This window comes from Cryobacterium sp., from assembly GCF_026786305.1.
GTDB lineage: Bacteria > Actinomycetota > Actinomycetes > Actinomycetales > Microbacteriaceae > Cryobacterium.
The window spans coordinates 1-19380 of record NZ_JAJAYI010000068.1; the positions used below are offsets into that span (position 1 = coordinate 1).

At 64.8% G+C, this 19380-nt stretch carries 20 protein-coding genes; 13 read left to right on the forward strand and 7 right to left on the reverse strand.

Annotated elements, in window-relative coordinates; genetic code table 11:
- Together LH475_RS07700 and nadE are read left to right on the forward strand one after the other, a co-directional pair.
- On the forward strand, positions 1–939 hold a 939-nt coding region (locus LH475_RS07700; RefSeq protein ID WP_297413245.1), incomplete at its 5' end, for a hypothetical protein.
- A 588-nt stretch (positions 940–1527) separates the two neighbouring features.
- Complete coding sequence (gene nadE, locus LH475_RS07705; protein ID WP_196843990.1) at positions 1528–2349, forward strand: ammonia-dependent NAD(+) synthetase; 822 nt, start codon at positions 1528–1530, stop codon at positions 2347–2349.
- 31 nt (positions 2350–2380) lie between these two features.
- Here the strand turns inward: nadE and LH475_RS07710 are convergent, their stop codons facing one another.
- Both LH475_RS07710 and LH475_RS07715 read right to left on the reverse strand, forming a co-directional pair.
- Complete coding sequence (locus LH475_RS07710) at positions 2381–3151, reverse strand: hypothetical protein (protein WP_196843989.1); 771 nt, start codon at positions 3149–3151, stop codon at positions 2381–2383.
- Positions 3152–3251: 100 nt separating this feature from the next.
- The gene (locus LH475_RS07715) at positions 3252–3497 is read right to left on the reverse strand and encodes a DNA mismatch repair protein (RefSeq protein ID WP_196843988.1); all 246 of its coding nucleotides are present in this window, start codon (positions 3495–3497) and stop codon (positions 3252–3254) included.
- A 146-nt stretch (positions 3498–3643) separates the two neighbouring features.
- Between LH475_RS07715 and msrA the strand changes: the two genes are divergently transcribed.
- From msrA to LH475_RS07740, 5 genes are all read left to right on the forward strand, one after another.
- Positions 3644–4168, forward strand: coding sequence for a peptide-methionine (S)-S-oxide reductase MsrA (gene msrA / locus LH475_RS07720; RefSeq protein WP_297413249.1), 525 nt, complete (start codon positions 3644–3646; stop codon positions 4166–4168).
- A 206-nt stretch (positions 4169–4374) separates the two neighbouring features.
- The gene (locus LH475_RS07725) at positions 4375–4914 is read left to right on the forward strand and encodes a single-stranded DNA-binding protein (protein WP_297413251.1); all 540 of its coding nucleotides are present in this window, start codon (positions 4375–4377) and stop codon (positions 4912–4914) included.
- Between the two features lie 35 nt (positions 4915–4949).
- A complete protein-coding gene (locus LH475_RS07730) occupies positions 4950–5534 on the forward strand; it encodes a hypothetical protein (protein WP_297413253.1) in 585 nt (194 codons plus the stop codon).
- A gap of 5 nt (positions 5535–5539) precedes the next feature.
- Complete coding sequence (ettA, locus tag LH475_RS07735; RefSeq protein ID WP_196843984.1) at positions 5540–7222, forward strand: energy-dependent translational throttle protein EttA; 1683 nt, start codon at positions 5540–5542, stop codon at positions 7220–7222.
- Between the two features lie 18 nt (positions 7223–7240).
- A complete protein-coding gene (locus LH475_RS07740; RefSeq protein ID WP_196843983.1) occupies positions 7241–7708 on the forward strand; it encodes a thioesterase family protein in 468 nt (155 codons plus the stop codon).
- Between the two features lie 30 nt (positions 7709–7738).
- Here the strand turns inward: LH475_RS07740 and LH475_RS07745 are convergent, their stop codons facing one another.
- Positions 7739–8182, reverse strand: a complete 444-nt coding sequence (locus LH475_RS07745) for a Rieske (2Fe-2S) protein (protein ID WP_196843982.1) — start codon at positions 8180–8182, stop codon at positions 7739–7741.
- A gap of 387 nt (positions 8183–8569) precedes the next feature.
- Between LH475_RS07745 and LH475_RS14550 the strand changes: the two genes are divergently transcribed.
- Together LH475_RS14550 and LH475_RS07755 are read left to right on the forward strand one after the other, a co-directional pair.
- Positions 8570–8824 carry a sigma factor-like helix-turn-helix DNA-binding protein gene (locus LH475_RS14550; protein ID WP_366145591.1) on the forward strand — a complete coding sequence of 85 codons (255 nt, stop codon included), beginning with the start codon at positions 8570–8572 and terminating at the stop codon, positions 8822–8824.
- A 278-nt stretch (positions 8825–9102) separates the two neighbouring features.
- Positions 9103–9498, forward strand: coding sequence for a hypothetical protein (locus LH475_RS07755; protein ID WP_297413256.1), 396 nt, complete (start codon positions 9103–9105; stop codon positions 9496–9498).
- 8 nt (positions 9499–9506) lie between these two features.
- Here LH475_RS07755 and LH475_RS07760 read toward each other — a convergent pair whose 3' ends face one another.
- Complete coding sequence (locus tag LH475_RS07760) at positions 9507–10382, reverse strand: acyl-CoA thioesterase II (protein ID WP_297413258.1); 876 nt, start codon at positions 10380–10382, stop codon at positions 9507–9509.
- A gap of 68 nt (positions 10383–10450) precedes the next feature.
- Here LH475_RS07760 and LH475_RS07765 point away from each other — a divergent pair, with 68 nt between their 5' ends.
- Positions 10451–11128, forward strand: coding sequence for a hypothetical protein (locus LH475_RS07765; protein ID WP_196843980.1), 678 nt, complete (start codon positions 10451–10453; stop codon positions 11126–11128).
- A 4-nt stretch (positions 11129–11132) separates the two neighbouring features.
- On the opposite strand, the gene LH475_RS07770 is transcribed toward LH475_RS07765, so the two are convergent.
- Entirely contained in the window at positions 11133–12686 is a 1554-nt protein-coding gene (locus tag LH475_RS07770; protein WP_196843979.1) for a PucR family transcriptional regulator, read from the reverse strand.
- 138 nt (positions 12687–12824) lie between these two features.
- On the opposite strand from LH475_RS07770, the gene gabT reads away from it, so the two are divergent.
- From gabT to LH475_RS07785, 3 genes are read left to right on the forward strand one after another with little or no spacing between them, the layout of a single operon-like run.
- Entirely contained in the window at positions 12825–14192 is a 1368-nt protein-coding gene (gabT, locus tag LH475_RS07775; protein WP_196843978.1) for a 4-aminobutyrate--2-oxoglutarate transaminase, read from the forward strand.
- A complete protein-coding gene (locus LH475_RS07780) occupies positions 14189–15685 on the forward strand; it encodes an NAD-dependent succinate-semialdehyde dehydrogenase (protein WP_297413261.1) in 1497 nt (498 codons plus the stop codon). Before gabT ends, LH475_RS07780 begins: the two co-directional genes overlap by 4 nt.
- Before the next feature lie 25 nt (positions 15686–15710).
- Complete coding sequence (locus tag LH475_RS07785) at positions 15711–17087, forward strand: NAD(P)/FAD-dependent oxidoreductase (protein ID WP_196843976.1); 1377 nt, start codon at positions 15711–15713, stop codon at positions 17085–17087.
- 635 nt (positions 17088–17722) lie between these two features.
- On the opposite strand, the gene LH475_RS07790 is transcribed toward LH475_RS07785, so the two are convergent.
- A complete protein-coding gene (locus LH475_RS07790) occupies positions 17723–18130 on the reverse strand; it encodes a globin (protein ID WP_297413294.1) in 408 nt (135 codons plus the stop codon).
- Positions 18131–18239: 109 nt separating this feature from the next.
- Positions 18240–19355 carry a mechanosensitive ion channel domain-containing protein gene (locus LH475_RS07795; protein WP_297413266.1) on the reverse strand — a complete coding sequence of 372 codons (1116 nt, stop codon included), beginning with the start codon at positions 19353–19355 and terminating at the stop codon, positions 18240–18242.
- Positions 19356–19380: the final 25 nt, after the last annotated feature.

Below are 19380 nucleotides of genomic sequence, written 5' to 3' on the forward strand. Positions count from 1 at the left end.
CCGCCGGGGGGGGGGGCGGAGAAGCGCGAGAAGGTACGCGAGTACTACAACCGCTACTACGAGGCCCATCGCGACGAGGTGAATGCCCGGGCCTCGGCCAGGCGGGATGCGGATCCCGAGCGCACGAAGCAGATCACGCGGCAGTGGGCCGAGCGCAACAAGGAGCGCCGGGCCGAGCTGCAGCGCACCCGGCGCAGCAATCCGGAGATCTACCAGTCCGAGCTAGAGGCCAACGCTGCCGCGCGACGCTTCAAGCGCAGTCTCAGTCGGGCCGGGCTCCCGCCGAAACTTCTGCACGCGACGACTGCGGCAGAGCGCCGGGCCAACGAGCGCGAAGCCGACGCGTATTTCAATGACCCGTCGAGGCCCGAGCATCTGCTGCAGTTCACCGTCTTCGCCGAATCACTGACCGAGCAGATTCTCAAGAACGGCGCCCGCATGCAGGAGTTCGCCGAGGCATATGTATCGTCGCGCGCCCGCATCGGGCTGCCGTCGGTGTCGGTGGAGGACATCGTCTACGCCCGAGCTGCCGAGGTCGTTGCAGAGCGGATGCGGCGGGTCGACCTGCTGACCAGCCGCGACGTCGCCGCGGCCGTGCGGAGTACGAATGCGGAGGTTCAGAGAAAAGAGCGGCTGTGGCAGCTCGATGGACTCATAAGAACAGTCGTGACCCATGCGCACCGCAATAGTGCGCGGTTTCGCGTCGACGCGGAGATGGATAACCAGGCTAGGACTCATCGGGGAAAGCCTCGTGTGCCCGTCGAATTACTGGTCGTGCAGCTTGCGATGCAGGAGGTCATTGGGCGCGTGCCCACGAACAGGCTGACAATCGAGGATGCTCGGAACGCTGCCCACGTCGCGAAGCTGCGCATTGCGATGTCTTTCCAAGCTCGTCCGGACGCGGGAGACGAACGGATTCACCGACGGTCAGTCGGGTAACTGGCCTTTGGCTTGCCACACTCTGGATGTGGGCGGATTTCGCGATCTCCCTAGACGCCTGTCCAGATCGGTCAAGCGCGGTCGCGACCGTTGTACGGAAGCTCTGTGCTAGTCAGAGCCGGTCACCACATCAGGTGTGCAGCCCGAGACCAGGAGTTCGGCTCGCGCTTGGTATCAGATGTCGAACGCGTGGGTTTGGGGCCGAGCATTGGGACTTGATGCGCGCACGTTTATTCAACGTTTATTACGTCGAGACCGGCCGAGACGCGCCGATGTGTCGAAATAGAATTGTGGCAGATATCACAGGGAACTCCTGATCAGGTTGAGATCAGACGAGATTGGTCTAGGTTTCGGAACGAGAGTCGCTCGGTCAAAAGGGGCCGGCCGCAATCCGATTGTCGTAGGTTCGATTCCTACCGAGGGCACCGCGAGAGAATCGTTTCTCGCTTCGGCGGGGTGCCGGAGTGCGGGGCGCCGGAGTGCGGCGTGCCTTGAGCGCTCGTCGATGACCAGGCGTGGTTGGCCTGTTCTGGGCGTTTTTTCGGGTGCGGTCGCTGCGCGAATTGTCGAGGATTGCTAGATTCAAGTATGCGAGAACTTCAGGCGCGAATCATCGCGGAACTCAACGTCTCACCCACCATTGACCCTGCCTCAGAAGTGCGTCGCCGGGTGAAGTTTCTCAAGGAATACCTCAAGGACACGGGCGCCCAGGGACTCGTGCTCGGCATCAGCGGAGGCCAGGACTCCACCCTCGCCGGCCGGCTCTGCGCACTGGCAGTCGACGAACTCGTCGACGAGGGCCACCCGGCGACCTTCGTGGCCGTGCGCCTACCCTACGCGGTGCAGCGCGACGAAGCAGATGCCCGACTCGCGTTGGAATTCATCCGCCCGCGATCGCAGGCCACCTTCAATATCGAACTCGCCGTCGACGGGTTCGAGAGCGAGTTCCTGGCGAGCCTCGACGTTGCGATGACCGACTTCACCAAGGGCAACGTCAAGGCGCGCTCCCGCATGATCGCCCAGTATGCGCTGGCAGGCCAGCTCGGTCTGCTCGTGGTTGGTACCGACCATGCCGCCGAAGCGGTCACCGGATTCTTCACCAAGTACGGCGACGGCGGCACGGACATTCTGCCGCTGACTGGTTTGACCAAGCGTCAGGGCCGCGCCCTGCTGACGGAGCTGGGCGCGCCCGAACAGCTCTATCTGAAAGACCCCACGGCTGACCTGCTCGACCACACTCCCGGCCAGACCGATGAGGCCAATCTCGGCCTGCAGTATGAGAACATTGACGACTATCTCGAGGGCCAACCGGTCGAGGACGAGGTCGCCGCGGCGATCGAAACGCGCTACCTCAGCACCGAGCATAAGCGGCGGGTACCCGCCTCGCTGTTCGACGAGTGGTGGCAGTGATGTCGACACCATCCAGCGTGTCGAGCTGCCTCTAGAGCGTCGGGGCCGCCGACGACCGCGTGAGCGGGTCTGTGCTGCGCACCTCGAGCTTGTTCACGTCGTCGAGCAGGCGCTGGGTCTCGGTAGACGGCGACGCGCTTGATGGCGATGTTGTCGAAACGGATGCCGGGGTGCGGTTGACGGCCGCAGGCGTGAGCGGCGCGGCCCGCAGCGGAGCCGGCGCGAAATCGGTCGCGCTGTACTGGTCGTGGTGCTGCTGGGCCACCCAGGCTTCCTGTTCAGCGAGCAGGCTCTTCTCGGTGGAGGAGTTCTGCGCCTTCCAGCGGTCCAGATCGCTCTGAAAAATCTTGCGTGCTCGGGCCGGCTTGTTCTGCCAGTCCACCAAGCGGTCACGAAACTCGACCAGGGCCGGCTCCAGCTGGTACCCGAAGGTGGCGGAGGTGCGCTTGAGCTCATAGAGCTCGTGGGCGGCCCAGTTCGCGGCGATTCCCGATCCGCGGATCGGCAGCAACCGCACCTGAATGTCGGCCTGGCCAACCGCCCGGTCACTCATGACCTGCTCCTGCGGTGTCAAAGAATTCCAGACGGATGCTTCGGTGGCGGCATCGATAAGGGTCGAGATCGCGGCGACCTTGATCTCACGATCCCGCTGGGTGAGGAGCCGTTTGACGGCCCCGCGGGAGATCAACGCCGCCAGCACGCTGGCAATGACGATCGCGCCGATGAACACGACCGCGGTGAAAACCATCGGTTGGGTGCTGACATCGGTAAACCAGGCTACGAAGCTATTCCACCATTCCATGTGGTGGATTTTATCCGCGTCGAACCCTGTTCGCGGGGACCAGCCGCGGCGTGCCCCCGCGCAGTTGCCACTATTACATGTCGCTCTAGTAGATGACGCTCTAGCGAAAACAGTCAACCGCGTCGTCGATGCGACAGAAGACGCCGAGGTCTCGGGTGCGGGTCGCGAAAACCACGCGTCTGGCGCTGAATCGGTCGCCGTCGACGCCGGCATGGCGTTCGAGATAGCCGATGACGGCGCCAGCCGGATCGACGATGCGCCACAGCCCGTCGCGCACGAGAATGAAACTGCGGCCACGAACTTCGGGAACTACTGCGTGAGCAATCGGTGCGCTGAGAGTGGTCATACGTGCTCCTTCGTGGTGGCGACTCAGCCGGCCGCGGGTGTTTCTTTCACCGTATGGGCGACCACTGACATCCGCTTCGGGCGAACGCGCTCCGCGAGTGCCGCTTCGACCTGTGGCCGCAGCGACCGACCAGTTAGGCTGGCCCGGTGCAAACTTTCGTGGTCGCAGGTGGATGTTTCTGGTGTCTCGATGCCGTGTATCGGGTGCTGCGCGGAGTGAGCGATGTCGTGTCGGGGTACACCGGCGGTACAACCGCCAACCCGACCTACGAAGCGGTCTGCAGCGGGCGCACCGGTCACGCCGAGGCCGTCGCGGTGACCTTTGACCCCGACGTCATTCCGGCGAGTGTTATTCTCGACGTGTTCTTCACGCTGCATGACCCGACCCAGCTCAACCGCCAGGGCAACGACGTCGGTACCCAATACCGGTCGGCGATGTTCTTCACCGACGACGAGCAGAAGCAGCTGTTTGAAACCGCCCGCGATCGGGCGAACGAGTGGTGGGGCTCCGCCATCACGACCACCATCGAGCCGCTCGGCGACTATCACGAGGCCGAAAAGTACCACCAGGACTTCTTCAATAAGCATCCCGGTCAGGGTTACTGCATGGCGGTCGCCGTGCCGAAGGTCAATAAGATTCGCAAGTCGTACTCCCACTACCTCGTGAGCTAGTTTCTCCTCCACAGTCGCTCGGCTGCGGGATTCTCCACTGATTGGGATGGCTTCAACCGAGAGGTCGTTTCGGGCGGCACACTCGCAGTGTGCGACCCGGGAACGGCGAAGACTGGCACGAGTTGCCGTTCCCGGGGCGTGTGCGCCGACTGTTTGTTCGGCGCTTGCGCGATCGTGTTTACGCGATAACCGTGCCGGGAGAAACTATGAGCGAGCACATCACGGTATCCGGAATCATCGGTACCGTCCCCCGCCGGACCTTCGCCAAAAACGGAGCTCCGATCACGTCTTTTCGGCTGGCCGCCCGCCAACGTCATTTTGACCGGGCCAAGAACGACTGGGTCGACGACGACACCAGCTGGTACTCCGTCGCGATGTTTCGCCAGCTGGCCACGAATGCGGCTCAATCCCTCAGCAAGGGCGAGCATGTCATCGTGTCGGGACGGTTGATCATTCGCAGCTGGACCAACGCAGAACGCTCTGGAACGGACGTTGAAATTGTTGCTGACTCCGTCGGCCACGATTTGACCTGGTACACCACGACGTCGGTGCGGAGTGGTGCGCCGGACCCTGCGGGTGCTGGGCAGACCGGGCCGGAACCGGTCGAATCCGCGGAATCCGCGGAATCCGTCGAATCGGCCACCGCAGATGAGGCGGAGCGGGCGCACACCGACCGTTCCGGAGACGGCTTTGTTCCGATCGACACCGACGCAGATCGGGACGAGTATGCGCGTTTAGACTCGTAATATTGTCCACGCGTGTGGACTGGGGGAGGCAGTTCGTGAGCGTGGCAGAAGCAGCACGGCAGAATATGAACGCGAGTACGGTAAAACGGCGCGCCCGCTGTTCGTGGTTCACCGTGGGTGCGGTGGGCGCGGTGCTGATCCTCGGTCTCAGCCTGACCGCGTGCACCGGCGGCCCGGCCGAGCCCGCCGCCAGCGGGACGGCGCCGTCCACTTCGTCTACACCAGACGCCTCGCCCATACCGGAGCCCTCGCCCACACCGGAGCCCTCGAGCATACCGGAGCCCGACCCGACCCTGTTGCCGACCGGAACCGCCGCCGAAAACCTCGTCTATTTCAACTTTCTCGCCGCCGCCGTCACCAAGGCGAACCCTGCCGCCGACGGACGCGCCTACATCGACGCGCTCGTGGCCGGCGGGTTCGACCGAAACGCCATGGAAGTGACCTTCGACCGCACCCAGGCTGATCTCGCCGCGGACTCGGTCCAGTTCTCGCTGCGTTTCGCCAACGAATGCCTGATCGGCCAGATTGGGCCGGCTAGCGACGGCTTCCACAGCGTGGTCGCGCCCATTCTGTCGACCGGATTGTGTCTTGTCGGGTCCACCCGGCAAATAGACTGGTAACCACTATGGCCGAATTTATTTACTCAATGGTCCGCGCTCGCAAGGCGATCGGCGAAAAGCTGATTCTTGACGACGTCACCATGTCCTTCTTTCCCGGCGCCAAGATCGGTGTGGTCGGCCCGAACGGTGCCGGAAAATCCACCATCCTGAAGATCATGGCGGGCCTGGACACCCCGAGCAATGGTGAGGCGAGACTCTCCCCGGGTTACACCGTCGGAATCCTCATGCAGGAGCCGCAGCTCGACGAGGGCAAGACCGTGCTGGAGAACGTGCAGGAGGGTGTCGGGCCGATCAAGGCCAAGGTCGACCGTTTCAACGAGATCAGCCTCGCCCTCGGCGAACCCGATGCCGACTTCGATACCCTGCTCGCGGAAATGGGCGTACTGCAGGAAGCCATCGATGCAGCGGATGCCTGGGATCTCGATTCCCAGCTCGAACAGGCCATGGACGCCCTGCGCACTCCGCCGGGCGACTCCGAAGTCTCCAACCTGTCGGGCGGTGAGAAGCGCCGGGTGGCGCTGACCAAACTGTTGCTGCAGAAGCCCGACCTGCTGCTTCTCGACGAGCCCACTAACCACCTCGACGCGGAGAGCGTGCTCTGGCTCGAGCAGCACCTCGCCAAGTACCCGGGCGCTGTGCTCGCCGTGACGCACGACCGGTACTTCCTCGACCACGTGGCCGAGTGGATCGCAGAGATCGACCGCGGACACCTGTACCCGTACGAGGGCAACTATTCGACCTACCTCGAGAAGAAGCAGGAGCGCCTTCTCGTGCAGGGCAAGAAGGATGCGAAGCTGTCGCGTCGTCTCGCCGACGAACTCGAGTGGGTACGCTCCAACGCCAAGGGCCGTCAGGTGAAGTCGAAGGCCCGCCTGGCTCGCTACGAAGAGATGGTCACCGCCGCCGAAAGCACCCGCAAACTCGACTTCGAAGAAATCGTGATTCCGGTCGGCCCGCGCCTCGGCGCCCAGGTGATCGACGCGACCAAGCTGGAGAAGGGCTTCGACGGGCGCATGCTCATCGACAACCTCAGCTTCACCCTGCCGCGCAACGGCATCGTCGGCATCATCGGCCCGAACGGAGTGGGAAAGACCACCCTGTTCAAGACCATCGTCGGCAAGGAACCGCTCGACGGCGGCGAGCTGAAGATCGGCGAAACGGTCGACATCTCCTACGTCGATCAGGACCGTGGCGGCATCGACCCGAACAAGACGCTGTGGGAGGTCGTCTCCGACGGCCAGGACTACATCCAGGTCGGCAAGATCGAGATCCCCTCGCGCGCCTACGTGTCGACTTTCGGCTTCAAGGGCCCCGACCAGCAGAAGAAGGCCGGTGTACTCTCCGGTGGTGAGCGCAACCGCCTGAACCTGGCGCTCACCCTCAAACAGGGCGGCAACCTGCTGCTCCTCGACGAGCCCACCAACGACCTCGACGTCGAGACCCTCGGTTCGCTTGAGAACGCATTGCTCGAGTTCCCCGGTTGCGCCGTGGTGATCACTCACGACCGGTGGTTCCTCGACCGGGTTGCCACGCATATTCTCTCGTATGAGGGAACCGACGACAACCCGGCCAACTGGTACTGGTTCGAGGGCAACTTCGAGTCGTACGAGCAGAACAAGATCGAGCGGCTCGGCCCGGATGCGGCCAAGCCGCACCGCTCCGCCTACCGCAAGCTCACCCGCGATTAAGACAGACCGGGAGACCTTATGAAGCTGCACGTACCGATTCGCCTGCGTTGGTCCGACCTCGATGCGTACGGTCACGTGAACAATTCCGAGATGCTGCGCCTACTCGAGGAGGCGCGCATCCTGGCTTTTTGGGCGACCGACGACGGGGCGATCGGCGCGAGCACGGCCGTGCTCGACGGTCGACCGGGAGCTGCGACCCTGACGCTGATAGCGCGGCAGGAGATCGAGTACCTGGCGCCGGTGCCGTACCTGCGCCAGCCGCTGGACGTGCGACTGTGGCTCGGCAAGCTCGGTGGGGCCAGCCTCGAGGTGTGTTACGAGGTGTGCAGCCCCGAAGGGGTCTCACCCGAGGTGTTGTATGCGCGGGCGAACACCACGATTGTGCTCGTCGACGCTGCGAGCGAGCGTCCGCGTCGCATCAACGACACCGAACGCGCGGCCTGGGCGCCGTACCTCGACGCCCCGGTAGAGTTTTCCCGGCGCTGAGGACCCGCTGGCGACTGGTCAGGCTTGTCGTCAACCAGACATGACGGCGTTGCCGTCGACCGTGACGGTCACCGTGTCGAGCCCCCGCGGCGCCGGACCGCCGAGTACATTCCCGGTCGCGAAGTCAAACCGCGATTGGTGACAGGGGCAATCGAATTCGGTCGCCGCCGGCTTCACTTTGCAGCCCTGGTGGGGGCAGATTGCGCTGAAAGCAACGACCGTGCCGGATGTCGGTTGGGCGAGCAGAATTGCTTGTCCATCCAGCGTGACCGCGATGCCGCCGCCAACCGGGACGTCGGAGAGCTTGGCGATCTGGGTTGCCGTGGTCGGCGAGCCGGAATCGGTGCCCGACCGACTCGGATCGGTGGTGCCAGCGTCCGGCGTGCTGCTGCAGGCGGCCAAGGCCACGGCTGTAGCAGCGCTTCCTCCGGCCACGATGATGTTGCGACGGGTCAGGTTGAGTTCCGGTGTCATGGTGCTCCTCAATACACGAGTTCGCGGGTAAATCGCTGCTGCTTCAGCTGATAACGAAGTGACTGGCGATTTTGTTCACTACATTAGCGCTGCAATTAAACTTTAATCGCACAGTAACCGTGTCAGCAGGGGAGGTAGGCCATGACGGTTGAGCGCGCTGAACTGTTACCGGCCCTCCATGACGAACACGGATCACTTCTGTAGCACTACGTGGTACGGGTGACCCACTATTCTGCCCTCGCCGACGATGTCGTGCAAGAAACGTTACTGCGTGCCCGGCTACGGCCCCGACCAGTCGATCAGACCGATGTGGCGGCCTAGCTGTTCACGGTGGCCCGCAACCTCGTGATCGACGATCGGCGCTCGGCCAGGACCCGGCATGAGATTGTGACAGATCAGCTACCCGACGTGCCCACCGGCGACCAGACCGACGCGCTGCTGGACGCCTGGCTGGTCTCGGACGCACGCCATGACCTCTCACCCAACCACCGGGCGGTCATCGTCTGTGCGTATTTTCGGGGCCAGTCGGTGGCCGAAACCGCGCGGGACCTCGTCATTCCCGAAGGCACCGTGAAATCGAGGCTGCACTATGGCCTGCGAGCCCGGCGACTCGCACTGCACGAGCGAGGAGCGACGGAGTGAGGAGTGACGGAGCGAGGAACCCTCCAGCGGATCGGTACAGCGAGTGGGATGGAGCCAACGTGCTCGGCGCCCTGGTATCGGGGGACCGCCATGACTACGAACGAATAATGACTGCGCCGGCTGCAGCCAGGCGGTCGCGCACCTCGTGGGTCTGCCCGGGCTGCTCGCCCAGGTACCGAGCGAACAGGCCTTACTGCTCGGCCTTTCCGCCGATTCGACATCGGATACCGCTTCGTCGCTCTCGGCGGGCCCGCCTGCTGGTCGCCGGAGGCGTGGTCGTGGCCGCCGCGGTCGCTGCATCCGCTGCACTGGTCCTGCCTGGCTGGCTCGAGCAGCCCGGCATCGGGGCAGGCGAACCGGCCGTGGCCATGACCGCGATGGTACCCAGCCCACTCAAAGCCACATTCCGCCTCACCGGGGAAGACTGGGGTACCCGCATCGACGCGAACTGCAGCTATGCGCACAACAGTGCTGACTTCGGTGCGCAGCCCTATGCCCTGTTCGTGACCGACCGGGCCGGCCGCGAGACAATCGTCGCCGGCTGGATCTTCGGGCCCGGCACCACAATCAGCGCGGCCGGCACGACGACCGTGGCCGAAAATGACATTGCGAGGGTTGATATTCGGTGGATGCCCGACGAACGCGTGCTCTTAAAGTCCAGACCGAGCTGGTAGCTGGCGCGCTACTCCAGAACGATGGGGACGCGCAGCATGCCTTCCTGCGCCACGGTGGCCAGAAGTACGCCCTCGCGACTGAAGATGCTGCCCGTGGCCAGACCGCGACCGCCCTGCGCGCTCGGGGAATCCTGCACGTAGAGCAGCCATTCGTCGACCCGACCGAAGCGGTGCCACCACATGGCGTGGTCCAGGCTCGCGACCTTGAGGCCGGGAGAGGACCAGGCGACGCCGTGCCGACGCATGATCGGTTCCATGATCGAGTAGTCGCTGGCATAGGCCAACGCCGCGCGGTGCAGGTCGGGGTCGTCGGGCAGCGCAGAGAAGGTCTTCATCCACACCATTTGGCGGGAGGTGTGTTCACCGTTGACCTTGAGATAGATCGGTGAGGGAACATGCCGCATGTCAAAGGGGCGCTCGCTCGCCCAATAGCGCGCCACCGAATGGTCGATGTGCGCAAGCGAGGCGGATGCCGTCGGCAGGCCTTCCGGATCGGGGATATCCGTCGGCATTTCCAGATGGTGTTCCAGACCCTCGTCGGTGTCCTGGAAGGACGCGATCATCGACAGGATCGGCACGCCGTCCTGGTAGCACTGCGTGCGGCGGGTGGAGAACGAGCGACCATCGTGAATGCGCTCGACCGAAAAGGTGATCGGCTGGTTGACGTCGCCGGGGCGCAGAAAATAGCCGTGCATCGAGTGCACGTGCCGTTCGTCGGGCACGGTACGCATCGCGGCGACGAGCGACTGGGCCAGCACCTGCCCCCCGAACACGCGGCCGAGCGGCATCCACTGGGACGGACCGGTGAAGATGTCCTCGTTGGTGCGGGCACCGGTGTCCGTCAGATCGAGGACGGCCAGAAGGCCTTCCATCGGCTTGTGCATGCTGTCTCCTCGGGCAAGTTCGCGACCGCGGCATGCGGGTGTTTCGTATCTTGGTAGTTTAGGAGATGATGAGCCAGTCATTTACTCTTACCGATTCCCAGTCCCTCAGCGACCTGATCGTGTTTCTCTCACGTTCCGGGCGTGTTCTCGACGGTTCCGTGCGCCTCATGGCGTCCGAGGGCGTTCTTGCGGTGTACACCGCCATCTTCTATCCGCGTGGTCTGCTCGACGCGAGTCCGACCGTGCTCGGCCTGCGCACCTTCTCCCTGCAGGAGCCGGTTGACCTCGACAAGGTCGTGCCGGTGCGGTCCCTGCTGGAACGCCTCAAACGCCTCGAATCCACCGCGCCTGATCTGACCCGGCCGGTCATCGTGACCGTTCCCCTCGAGGTGAACACCGTCACCTGGGCCGGTATCTCACCGCCGAAGGGCGGCTGGGAACCGCACGGCCAGACGCCAGCAGCGCACCTCGAAGCGGCCGCTCGGACCGGTATCGACGAGGTCGCCGCCGCCCTGCCGGAGGGCACTGGAGAGCTGATCGTCGAACGCGTGCGGTCCGAGGTCTGGGGCCGTCACGTCGACGGCCTCGAGTTCGTGCCGACCGGCGCCGGTTTTGCCGCGTTCAGCCTGGGGTTTCTCGCCGAAGACGAACCGGTGCAGCTCTTCGAGTCGGGGCTGTGGACCCGCCTCAGCACGAGTCGCGGCCATGTTCTGGTGCGGCGCAAGCCGTGGACCCTCAAGGCCTAGCCGGCTACAGACCGGCGGTGTCGGTCGCGAGCAGCGCCGCCCAGACATCCGCGCGCGCCGGAAACGACCCCAGATCGCGGTACAGCAGTTGTTCCGCCTGCTGAATGCGGCTGCGCACCGTGTGGCGATGCACCCCGAGCTGGGTGGCGGCTTCGCCGAAATGCCCATTGCAGAGCAGCCAGACCCGCAGGGTGCTCAGAAGCTCGGTGTTGTGCGCCCGATCGTGTGCCAGAACCGGTGCGAGTGTTGCCAGGCCGACCTCGCGGGCATCGGTTCTTGCCAGCAGTGCCAGCACACCCTGGCGGGCGACAACACTGAACTCGGTCACGCCCGGTGCGCTCTCCCGCGCCCGGGCCAGCGCCTGCTGGCCTTGATCGAGCGCGCGGGGCAGCTGTCGATAGGTGGTCGGCTCAGACAGTCCGGCGTGCAACTCAAACAAGGCGCACAGATTTGCCAGGATGCCGTGGGCCGCCCGGTCCAGACACAGCACGATGGTGTCGTCCTGGCGGGCGAAGAACAGCTGGCCGGGGGAGTCCTCGACGCGTAGCTCCAGATACTCGGTGATCGCGTCGCGGCGGAGAGCCGGCGCATCGACGACCGCGACCAGCACCGGTGCAACGGGGAGCGCACCCCACATCTGCCGGGAGATCTGATCGACGAGTTTCTGGTCACCCCCGAGCAGGGTGTGCATCAGGCCGGAGCGCAGCAATCCCTGAGCGCGATCGAGCGCGTTGTTCTGCTCCAGGGCCAACCCGGCAAGTGCGATAACGCTCGTGACGACTTCGGTGCTGGCCCGGTCGAGCGCTCGCGGACCGCCGAGGGCGAGCACACCGCGCAGGCGGTCGTGGCCACCGAGGGTTTGCAGGGTGAGGGTCTCTCCATTCGCGTTAACTGCGCTGCTGGAACGCTGCCCGCGGGCGAGCAAACGCCGGGCCTCGTGCTGAACGGTGGCAAGAGCTTCGGGGGCAGCGGTGAACGTGGCGCGGGGAAACACCCGGTCGAGTGTGCCGCTCGCGTCGAACAGCGCGACCCAGTGGCCGAGCTGGGCCGACAGCTCGGCGAGTGTCGCACTCAAACCGTCGGGTCGGAGCGCGGCGAGCGCGATGGCACGCTGTGCCCGCAGTGCCCAGGTAGCGCGCGCATACCGATCCTCGGCCACCAGGTCGGCGGCCGCCCGGGCCACGGCAATGAACGGAGTGCGATAGGGAACCTCAAACAGCGGCAGCCCGATCGAGCGGCAGGCCGCGATCAGCCCGTCGGGCGTGCCGTCCCTAATGACCTCGGTGCCAAAACCGAGCGCCGTGATGCCCCGCTCCTGCAGGCGCTCTATATAGGAGCGGTAGTCTGCGGGCGCTGTCAGGTCGCTGCCGAACTGTGTACCGGTCGTGAGCAGTACCTGGTCGGCTGACAGGAACGGGGTCGGATCGACCAGGTCGGAGCTGTGCACCCAGTCGACGGCTTTATCGAGCATCGTCTCGAGCGCGGCCGGGTCGGCGTCGCCGAGCACCGTGAGTCCGAGGTTCGGGTGGGCGACGAGCCTGCGCAGGGTGGGAAGCATGATGCCTTATACGAGTTGGCGAGAGTTAGTCATTCAACTATACAGCTGGGACATGTCATCGAAACTCCCATCTGTCTAGCCTTACCGAACTGGCATCGTGGCCGCGATACCGCCGTTTTTTTTGGATCGGACACTCTTATGACACTTGTAGACACTCCTCGTCTCACCGGCACGCCGCTTGGCGGCCCTACCCTGGCACAGGAACGCACGCTGGTCACGAACATCCCCGGGCCGAAATCGCGTGCGCTGAGTGAACGCAAAGCCCAGGCGGTTTCGGCCGGCGTCGGCATCTCGCTGCCGGTGTACGTGGTGGCCGCCGGTGGGGGCGTGCTCGTCGACGTCGACGGCAACTCGCTCATCGACCTCGGGTCGGGGATCGCCGTCACCGGTGTTGGCAACAGCGCCCCGCGCATCGTCGAGGCCGTTGCTGCCCAACTGGCCCAGTTCACTCACACCTGCTTCACCGTGGCGCCCTACGACTCCTACATCGAGGTGGCCGAAGCACTGAACCGTCTCACGCCCGGCGACCACGAGAAGCGCAGCGCGCTGTTCAACTCCGGCGCCGAATCGGTGGAGAACGCTGTCAAGATTGCCCGCCACTTCACCGGCAAGCAGGCCATCGTGGCCTTCGACCACGCATACCATGGCCGCACGAACCTGACCATGGGCCTGACAGCCAAGAACCAGCCCTACAAGAATGGCTTCGGTCCCTTTGCGCCCGAGGTGTACCGGGCACCCATGTCGTACCCGTTGCGAGACGGCGGCCTCGACGGCGTCGTGGCGGCGAACCGTGCCATCTCGCAGATCGAGAAGCAGATCGGGGCGAGCAACCTTGCCGCCGTCATCATCGAACCCATTCAGGGCGAGGGCGGCTTCATCGTTCCCGCCCGGGGCTTTCTCGCCACCCTGCTTGCCTGGTGCCGCGCCAACGAGGTTGTGTTCATCGCCGATGAAATCCAGACCGGCTTCGCCCGTACAGGACACATGTTCGCCTGCGAGTACGAGGGGATCGTGCCCGACATGATCTGCACCGCCAAGGGCATCGCCGGCGGACTGCCCCTGTCGGCCGTCACCGGACGCGCCGACATCATGGACTCGCCGCAGGCCGGTGGCCTCGGTGGCACCTACGGCGGTAACCCGCTTGCCTGCGCCGCCGCGCTTGCCACCATCGACACGTATGAAGCTGAGCACCTGGTCGAACGGGCCGCCACCATCGGAACGATCATGGGCAAGCGCCTCGGTGCGCTCGCCGCGTCCGACCCCCGCATCGGCGAGGTGCGCGGCCGCGGCGCCATGATGGCCATCGAGCTCGTCGACCCCGCCACGGGGGAACCAGACGCCGCACTGACCGGTCGGGTCATCGCAGCCGCCCACGCGCAGGGCGTGATCCTGCTGGGCTGCGGGACATACGGTAACGTCATACGCTTTCTGCCACCGCTCAGCATTCCGGACCACCTGCTGCTCGAGGGCCTGCAGGTTTTGGCCGACGGCCTGGCCGCCGCATGAGCGTCCTGCTGGAGGGCGCCGTTGCCTTCTCCGTCAAGGAACGCAGCACTGCGTTGCTCGCCCGCATACCCGACCAGCTCTACATCAATGGGCAGTGGCAAAATGGCACCGGGGAACCCATCGTGGTGACCGACCCGGCGACCGGGCGTGTTCTCAAACGAATTCAGAACGCATCCGCCGCTGATGGCGCCCGCGCGCTCGATGCGGCCGTTGCGGCCGCGGTCTCCTGGGCGGCCACCCCGGCTCGCGCGCGTGGCGAGATACTGCGCCGAGCATTTGACCTGCTGCAGGAGCGTCGCGAAGATTTCGCCTTGCTCATGACTCTCGAAATGGGCAAACCGATCGCTGAAGCCAACGGGGAAGTCACCTACGGCGGCGAATTCTTGCGCTGGTTCAGCGAGGAAGCCGTGCGCATCAGCGGTCGATACGGTGCCAACCCGGAGGGTACCGGCACGATGGTGGTCACCCATCGACCGGTCGGCCCGTGCTACCTGATCACGCCGTGGAACTTTCCCCTCGCCATGGCCACCCGCAAGATCGCCCCGGCGCTCGCAGCGGGCTGCACGGTCGTCGTCAAGCCCGCCGAACTCACTCCGCTGACCACACTGTTGTTTGTGCAGCTGCTCGAGGATGCCGGCGTGCCGGCCGGCGTCGTCAACGTGATCACGACGACGCAGTCGCAAGCGGTGTCGGCCCCGATCATCGCCGACCCCCGGTTGCGCAAGCTCAGTTTCACCGGATCCACGGTTGTCGGGCGAGCGCTCATCGCCCAGGCGGCCCAGAACGTGTTGCGCACGTCAATGGAACTCGGCGGCAACGCCCCGTTCCTCGTCTTCGCCGATGCAGATATCGAGAAGGCCGTCACCGGCGCCATGCTCGCGAAGTTTCGCAACACCGGCCAGGCCTGCACGGCAGCCAATCGGTTCATCGTTCACGCATCGATCGCCGAGGACTTCAGCCGTCAGCTGACCGACCGGGTCAACGCCCTCGTGCAGGGACCCGGCACCGACCCAAGAGTGAATCTCGGGCCGCTCGTGACCGACGCGGCCGTCGACAACATCGTTGCCCTCGTGCAGGACGCCCTCTCGCGCGGCGCCACGCTGCTCACCGGCGGCATTCGACCCGACGGGCCCGGCTCGTTCTACGCCCCCACCGTGCTGACCGGCGTAAGTGCCGACAGTCGCATGGTGCGGGAAGAGATCTTCGGCCCGGTCGTCGGAATCACCACCTTCGAAACAGATGAAGAGGCCATTGAATTGGCAAATGACACCGAATATGGACTGATCGGCTATATTTTTACCAACGATATGACCCGTGGGCACCGTATGATCGACAGTATCGACACCGGAATGATGGGCCTCAACACGGGTCTCGTATCGAACGCCGCAGCACCATTTGGCGGTGTCAAACAGTCCGGGCTCGGTCGTGAGGGCGGCCTTGAAGGCATCAACGAATACCTCTCGATCAAGTACACCCTCATTCCCGGATCCTAACCCGCCAGACAATACAGGAGCAACCATGACCACGATCGATCGTGACGTCGTTATTATCGGCGCCGGGGCATCGGGTCTCACCGCCGCGACCACGCTGCAGAAAGCCGGCCTCAGCGTTGCCGTGCTCGAAGCCCGCGACCGCGTCGGCGGGCGCCTGTTGACCGACCGGATCGAGGGAGCCATGCTCGAGATCGGCGGCCAGTGGGTCTCGCCCGACCAGCACGCACTCAAAGGCACGCTGGCCGAGTTAGGCCTGGCCACCTATCCGCGCTACCGGGCCGGTCGAAACGTCTACATCAACAGTGCCGGCGTGGTCAGCCGGTTCGACGGAGACATCTTTCCGGTACCGGCCCGGACCGAGGCGCAGATCGTCGGCCTGATCGACAAACTCGACGCCCTCGTGGCTGAAATCAACCCGGATAGCCCGTGGGAGCATCCGCTCGCCAAAGAACTCGACGAGGTGTCATTCAGCCGCTGGCTCGAGAAGCAGACCGATGACCAGGAAGCTCGCGACAACATCGGCATGTTCATCGCCGGGGCCATGCTCACCAAGCCCGCCCACGCCTTCTCGGCGTTGCAAGCTCTGCTCATGGCTGCCAGTGCCGGGTCGTTCAGCAATCTCGTCGACGCAGATTTCATTCTCGACGAGCGTGTTGTCGGCGGGCTGGCGCAGGTGCCGCTGTTACTGGCCGAGAAACTCGGCGGCGACGTCTACCTCGCGCAGCCGGTGCGCAGCCTGGCCTGGAGCGACGGGGACGTCACGGTCGTCGCCGACGGCATGACGGTGACCGCCCGACACGCCATCGTGGCCGTTCCGCCGCCGCTGATCAGCCGTATCAGCTTCGTGCCAGCCTTGCCGCGACGCCAGCAACAGCTGCACCAGCACCTCTCGATGGGCTGTGTGATCAAGGTGCACGCCGTCTACGAGACACCGTTCTGGCGTGCCGACGACCTCTCGGGCACCGCGTTCAGCCCCTACGAGCTCATTCATGAGGCCTACGACAACACCAACTTCAACGACCCGCGCGGCACCCTCGTTGGTTTCGTCTCCGACGAAGAAGCGGATGCCGTCTTCGCGCTGAGCGCCGACGAGCGCAAGGCGCGTGTCCTCGAGTCACTGTCGCACTACTACGGCGAGCAGGCGCTGCACCCGGTTGTTTACTACGAAAGCGACTGGGGTTCCGAAGAATGGACCCGCGGCGCCTACGCGGCCAGCTTCGACATGGGCGGACTCGTTCGGTACGGTGCCGAACTACGCAGCCCCGTCGGCCCGATCTCCTTCTCGTGCAGCGACATTGCCGGCAAGGGATACCAGCACGTTGACGGCGCCATCCGGGTCGGGCAGGACGTTGCCGCGGCGATCATCGCCACACGCCAGCTGGTCGCCAGCCCGACCGTGTGAGGTCTCTGGTCGGCTGAATCGCAACCCGGGCGGGAGCGGATGCCCTCGCCCTCGGTGGCGCCGAGGGTCTCGACCGCACTGAGCCGCTTGACCGGGGCGTTGTTGCGCGAGCGCGCCCGCCGCCTGCGTGAGTGCCGTGTTCACCGCGGCGGGAAGTCCCAGCGGAAGGATGGCACTTGCAAACCCCACCGCGAAGAACCGAGCCTCATGAAAAGGCGGGTCGGCCTGCACCGCCACGACCAGCAGCAGCGCCACCGCGTCGTCGGCGATGTTGCGGGCCAGATAGCCCCTCTCGCGCTGCAACGGACTCACCGTGCCCGGTGCCGGGCCACCTCGAGGTTCAGTTCATCAGGCCGGTGCGCGATGGGCCGTGACGCGCTGCAGCACCTTTGGTTCGGAGAACCGATAGTCGTCACCGGCCTCGATCGCGGCGGCAACAGGGTCAGGGCCGGAGTGAGGCAGTGCTCGGGGCAGTCGAAGCAAGACGACCGTGATTGCCGTGTGGCGTGGTGCTCGTGTACGCGGATCCCGCGCGTCAGCTGGCCGCGTGTGCGAAGCGTGCCGCTCGAGGGCGAGCCTATCGAGAGCTGGTCACGATCAGGGGCGACCATGCGCCTGTGGTAACGCGGTGCGGTCTACTCCTGGAAGCTGTTCACCATCGCGAACGCGGCGCGCTCCAGATAATCCCAGAGAATGCCCTGCTGTAACGGCGGCAGATTGGCCGCGTCGACGGCAACGCGCATGTGGCCCAGCCACCGGTCGCGGGCATCCGGATTGACCTTGAACGGCACATGCCGCTGGCGCAGCCGCGGGTGACCGCGTTGCTCGCTGTAGGTCCCGGGGCCGCCCCAGAACTGTTCGAGGAACATGACCAGCCGGTGTTCGGCGGGGCCGAGGTCGTCTTCGGGGTACATCGGTTTCAATACCGGGTCGGTAGCCACGCCCACGTAGAAGTCGTGCACGAGCTTTTCAAAGAACGAAGTTCCGCCGACCTCGTCGAAGAACGTCGGCACTGCGGCAGTACCGTTCTCACCCTCGCGCAGGTGCACGGCGGCGGGGGCAGTCGGCTGATCGGTGGGGTGTCGTTCAGAGGTCACGTGGGGCAGCTTTCTTCTGTGGGCTCGTTCTGTGGGTTCGTTCTGTGGGGCAGGGTCAGCCAATGCCGTCACCGCGAGTTTCGGGGTCGGGCGTCTTCATCGGAGCCGGAACGTTTTTGGCCTTGCGCGGCTTCCGCACCGAGACGGGGCCGGTGCGCACGCCGTCAACGACGTCGGGCACGGCGGCCGCGGCCCCTTCGGCCGCGTCGATGGCGCCCTCGGCCGGTTCAATGGCCGATCCGTCGATGGTGCCGTCGCCGGAGGTCATGACCACGCTGTTGAGAGGGGTAAGCGGCACGCCCATGCCATCGAGGGCCTTCTTCATGTGCAGGCGCAGATCGCGGGCAAAGTCCCACTTGGCCGAAACCCGGGTCTTGACCACGAGCCGGGTGACGAGGGCTTCGGCGCTGATCGACTCGAGGCCCCAGATTTCGGGCTTTTCGAGAATGAACGCGCGCCACTTGCGACTCGACGCGAGGGCTCTGGCCACGCGCAGAAGCTCGTCTTGCACGGCCTCGACGTCGGAGCTGTAGGGAATGGCGAGATCGATGATGACGCGGGCCCAGCCCTGCGACATGTTGCCGACTCGAAGAATCTCGCCGTTGCGAACGAACCAGAGTGTGCCGTCGATGTCGCGCACCTGGGTGATGCGAATGCCGACCGTTTCTACGATACCGGATGCGAATCCCACGTCGACAATGTCGCCCACGCCGATCTGGTCTTCCACGACCATGAACAGGCCGTTGAGAATGTCCTTGACGATGTTCTGCGCACCGAAACCGAGGCCGGCACCGATTGCCGCCGTGAGCAGCGCGAAGGAGCCGAGAATGTCCTTGTTCAGTGTGGTGACGATCAGCAGCAGAGCAGTGATCAGAATAAACACGTTCACGATATTCGCCAGCACGGCGCCGAGGGTGCGCGAGCGCTGCACGACGCGCACCGCCGCCATCGGCGACACGTTCAGCGCCTGGGTGTCATCGACCTTCTGCGTCTTCTTGACGCCGGAGACGATCTGCTGCACGACCCGCCGAATGACGAATTGCAGAGCCCAGCGCAGGGCAAAGGCGATGACGATGATCGCCGCAACGGCAAAGATCTTTTCCCCATAGGCAGTCCACCGAATTTGAGCGAAGTAGGCACCGAGGTCGGTCCAGAAAGTTTTCCAGTTCATATCAGAACCAGTCTACCGAGGGGCT

Coding starts and splice junctions, on each gene's coding strand:
- nadE (WP_196843990.1), top strand. CDS start 1,528: ATGCGAGAACTTCAGGCGCGAATCATCGCGGAACTCAACGTCTCACCC.
- LH475_RS07710 (WP_196843989.1), bottom strand. CDS start 3,151: ATGGAATGGTGGAATAGCTTCGTAGCCTGGTTTACCGATGTCAGCACC.
- LH475_RS07715 (WP_196843988.1), bottom strand. CDS start 3,497: ATGACCACTCTCAGCGCACCGATTGCTCACGCAGTAGTTCCCGAAGTT.
- LH475_RS07725 (WP_297413251.1), top strand. CDS start 4,375: ATGAGCGAGCACATCACGGTATCCGGAATCATCGGTACCGTCCCCCGC.
- ettA (WP_196843984.1), top strand. CDS start 5,540: ATGGCCGAATTTATTTACTCAATGGTCCGCGCTCGCAAGGCGATCGGC.
- LH475_RS07740 (WP_196843983.1), top strand. CDS start 7,241: ATGAAGCTGCACGTACCGATTCGCCTGCGTTGGTCCGACCTCGATGCG.
- LH475_RS07745 (WP_196843982.1), bottom strand. CDS start 8,182: ATGACACCGGAACTCAACCTGACCCGTCGCAACATCATCGTGGCCGGA.
- LH475_RS07760 (WP_297413258.1), bottom strand. CDS start 10,382: ATGCACAAGCCGATGGAAGGCCTTCTGGCCGTCCTCGATCTGACGGAC.
- LH475_RS07765 (WP_196843980.1), top strand. CDS start 10,451: ATGAGCCAGTCATTTACTCTTACCGATTCCCAGTCCCTCAGCGACCTG.
- LH475_RS07770 (WP_196843979.1), bottom strand. CDS start 12,686: ATGCTTCCCACCCTGCGCAGGCTCGTCGCCCACCCGAACCTCGGACTC.
- gabT (WP_196843978.1), top strand. CDS start 12,825: ATGACACTTGTAGACACTCCTCGTCTCACCGGCACGCCGCTTGGCGGC.
- LH475_RS07780 (WP_297413261.1), top strand. CDS start 14,189: ATGAGCGTCCTGCTGGAGGGCGCCGTTGCCTTCTCCGTCAAGGAACGC.
- LH475_RS07785 (WP_196843976.1), top strand. CDS start 15,711: ATGACCACGATCGATCGTGACGTCGTTATTATCGGCGCCGGGGCATCG.
- LH475_RS07795 (WP_297413266.1), bottom strand. CDS start 19,355: ATGAACTGGAAAACTTTCTGGACCGACCTCGGTGCCTACTTCGCTCAA.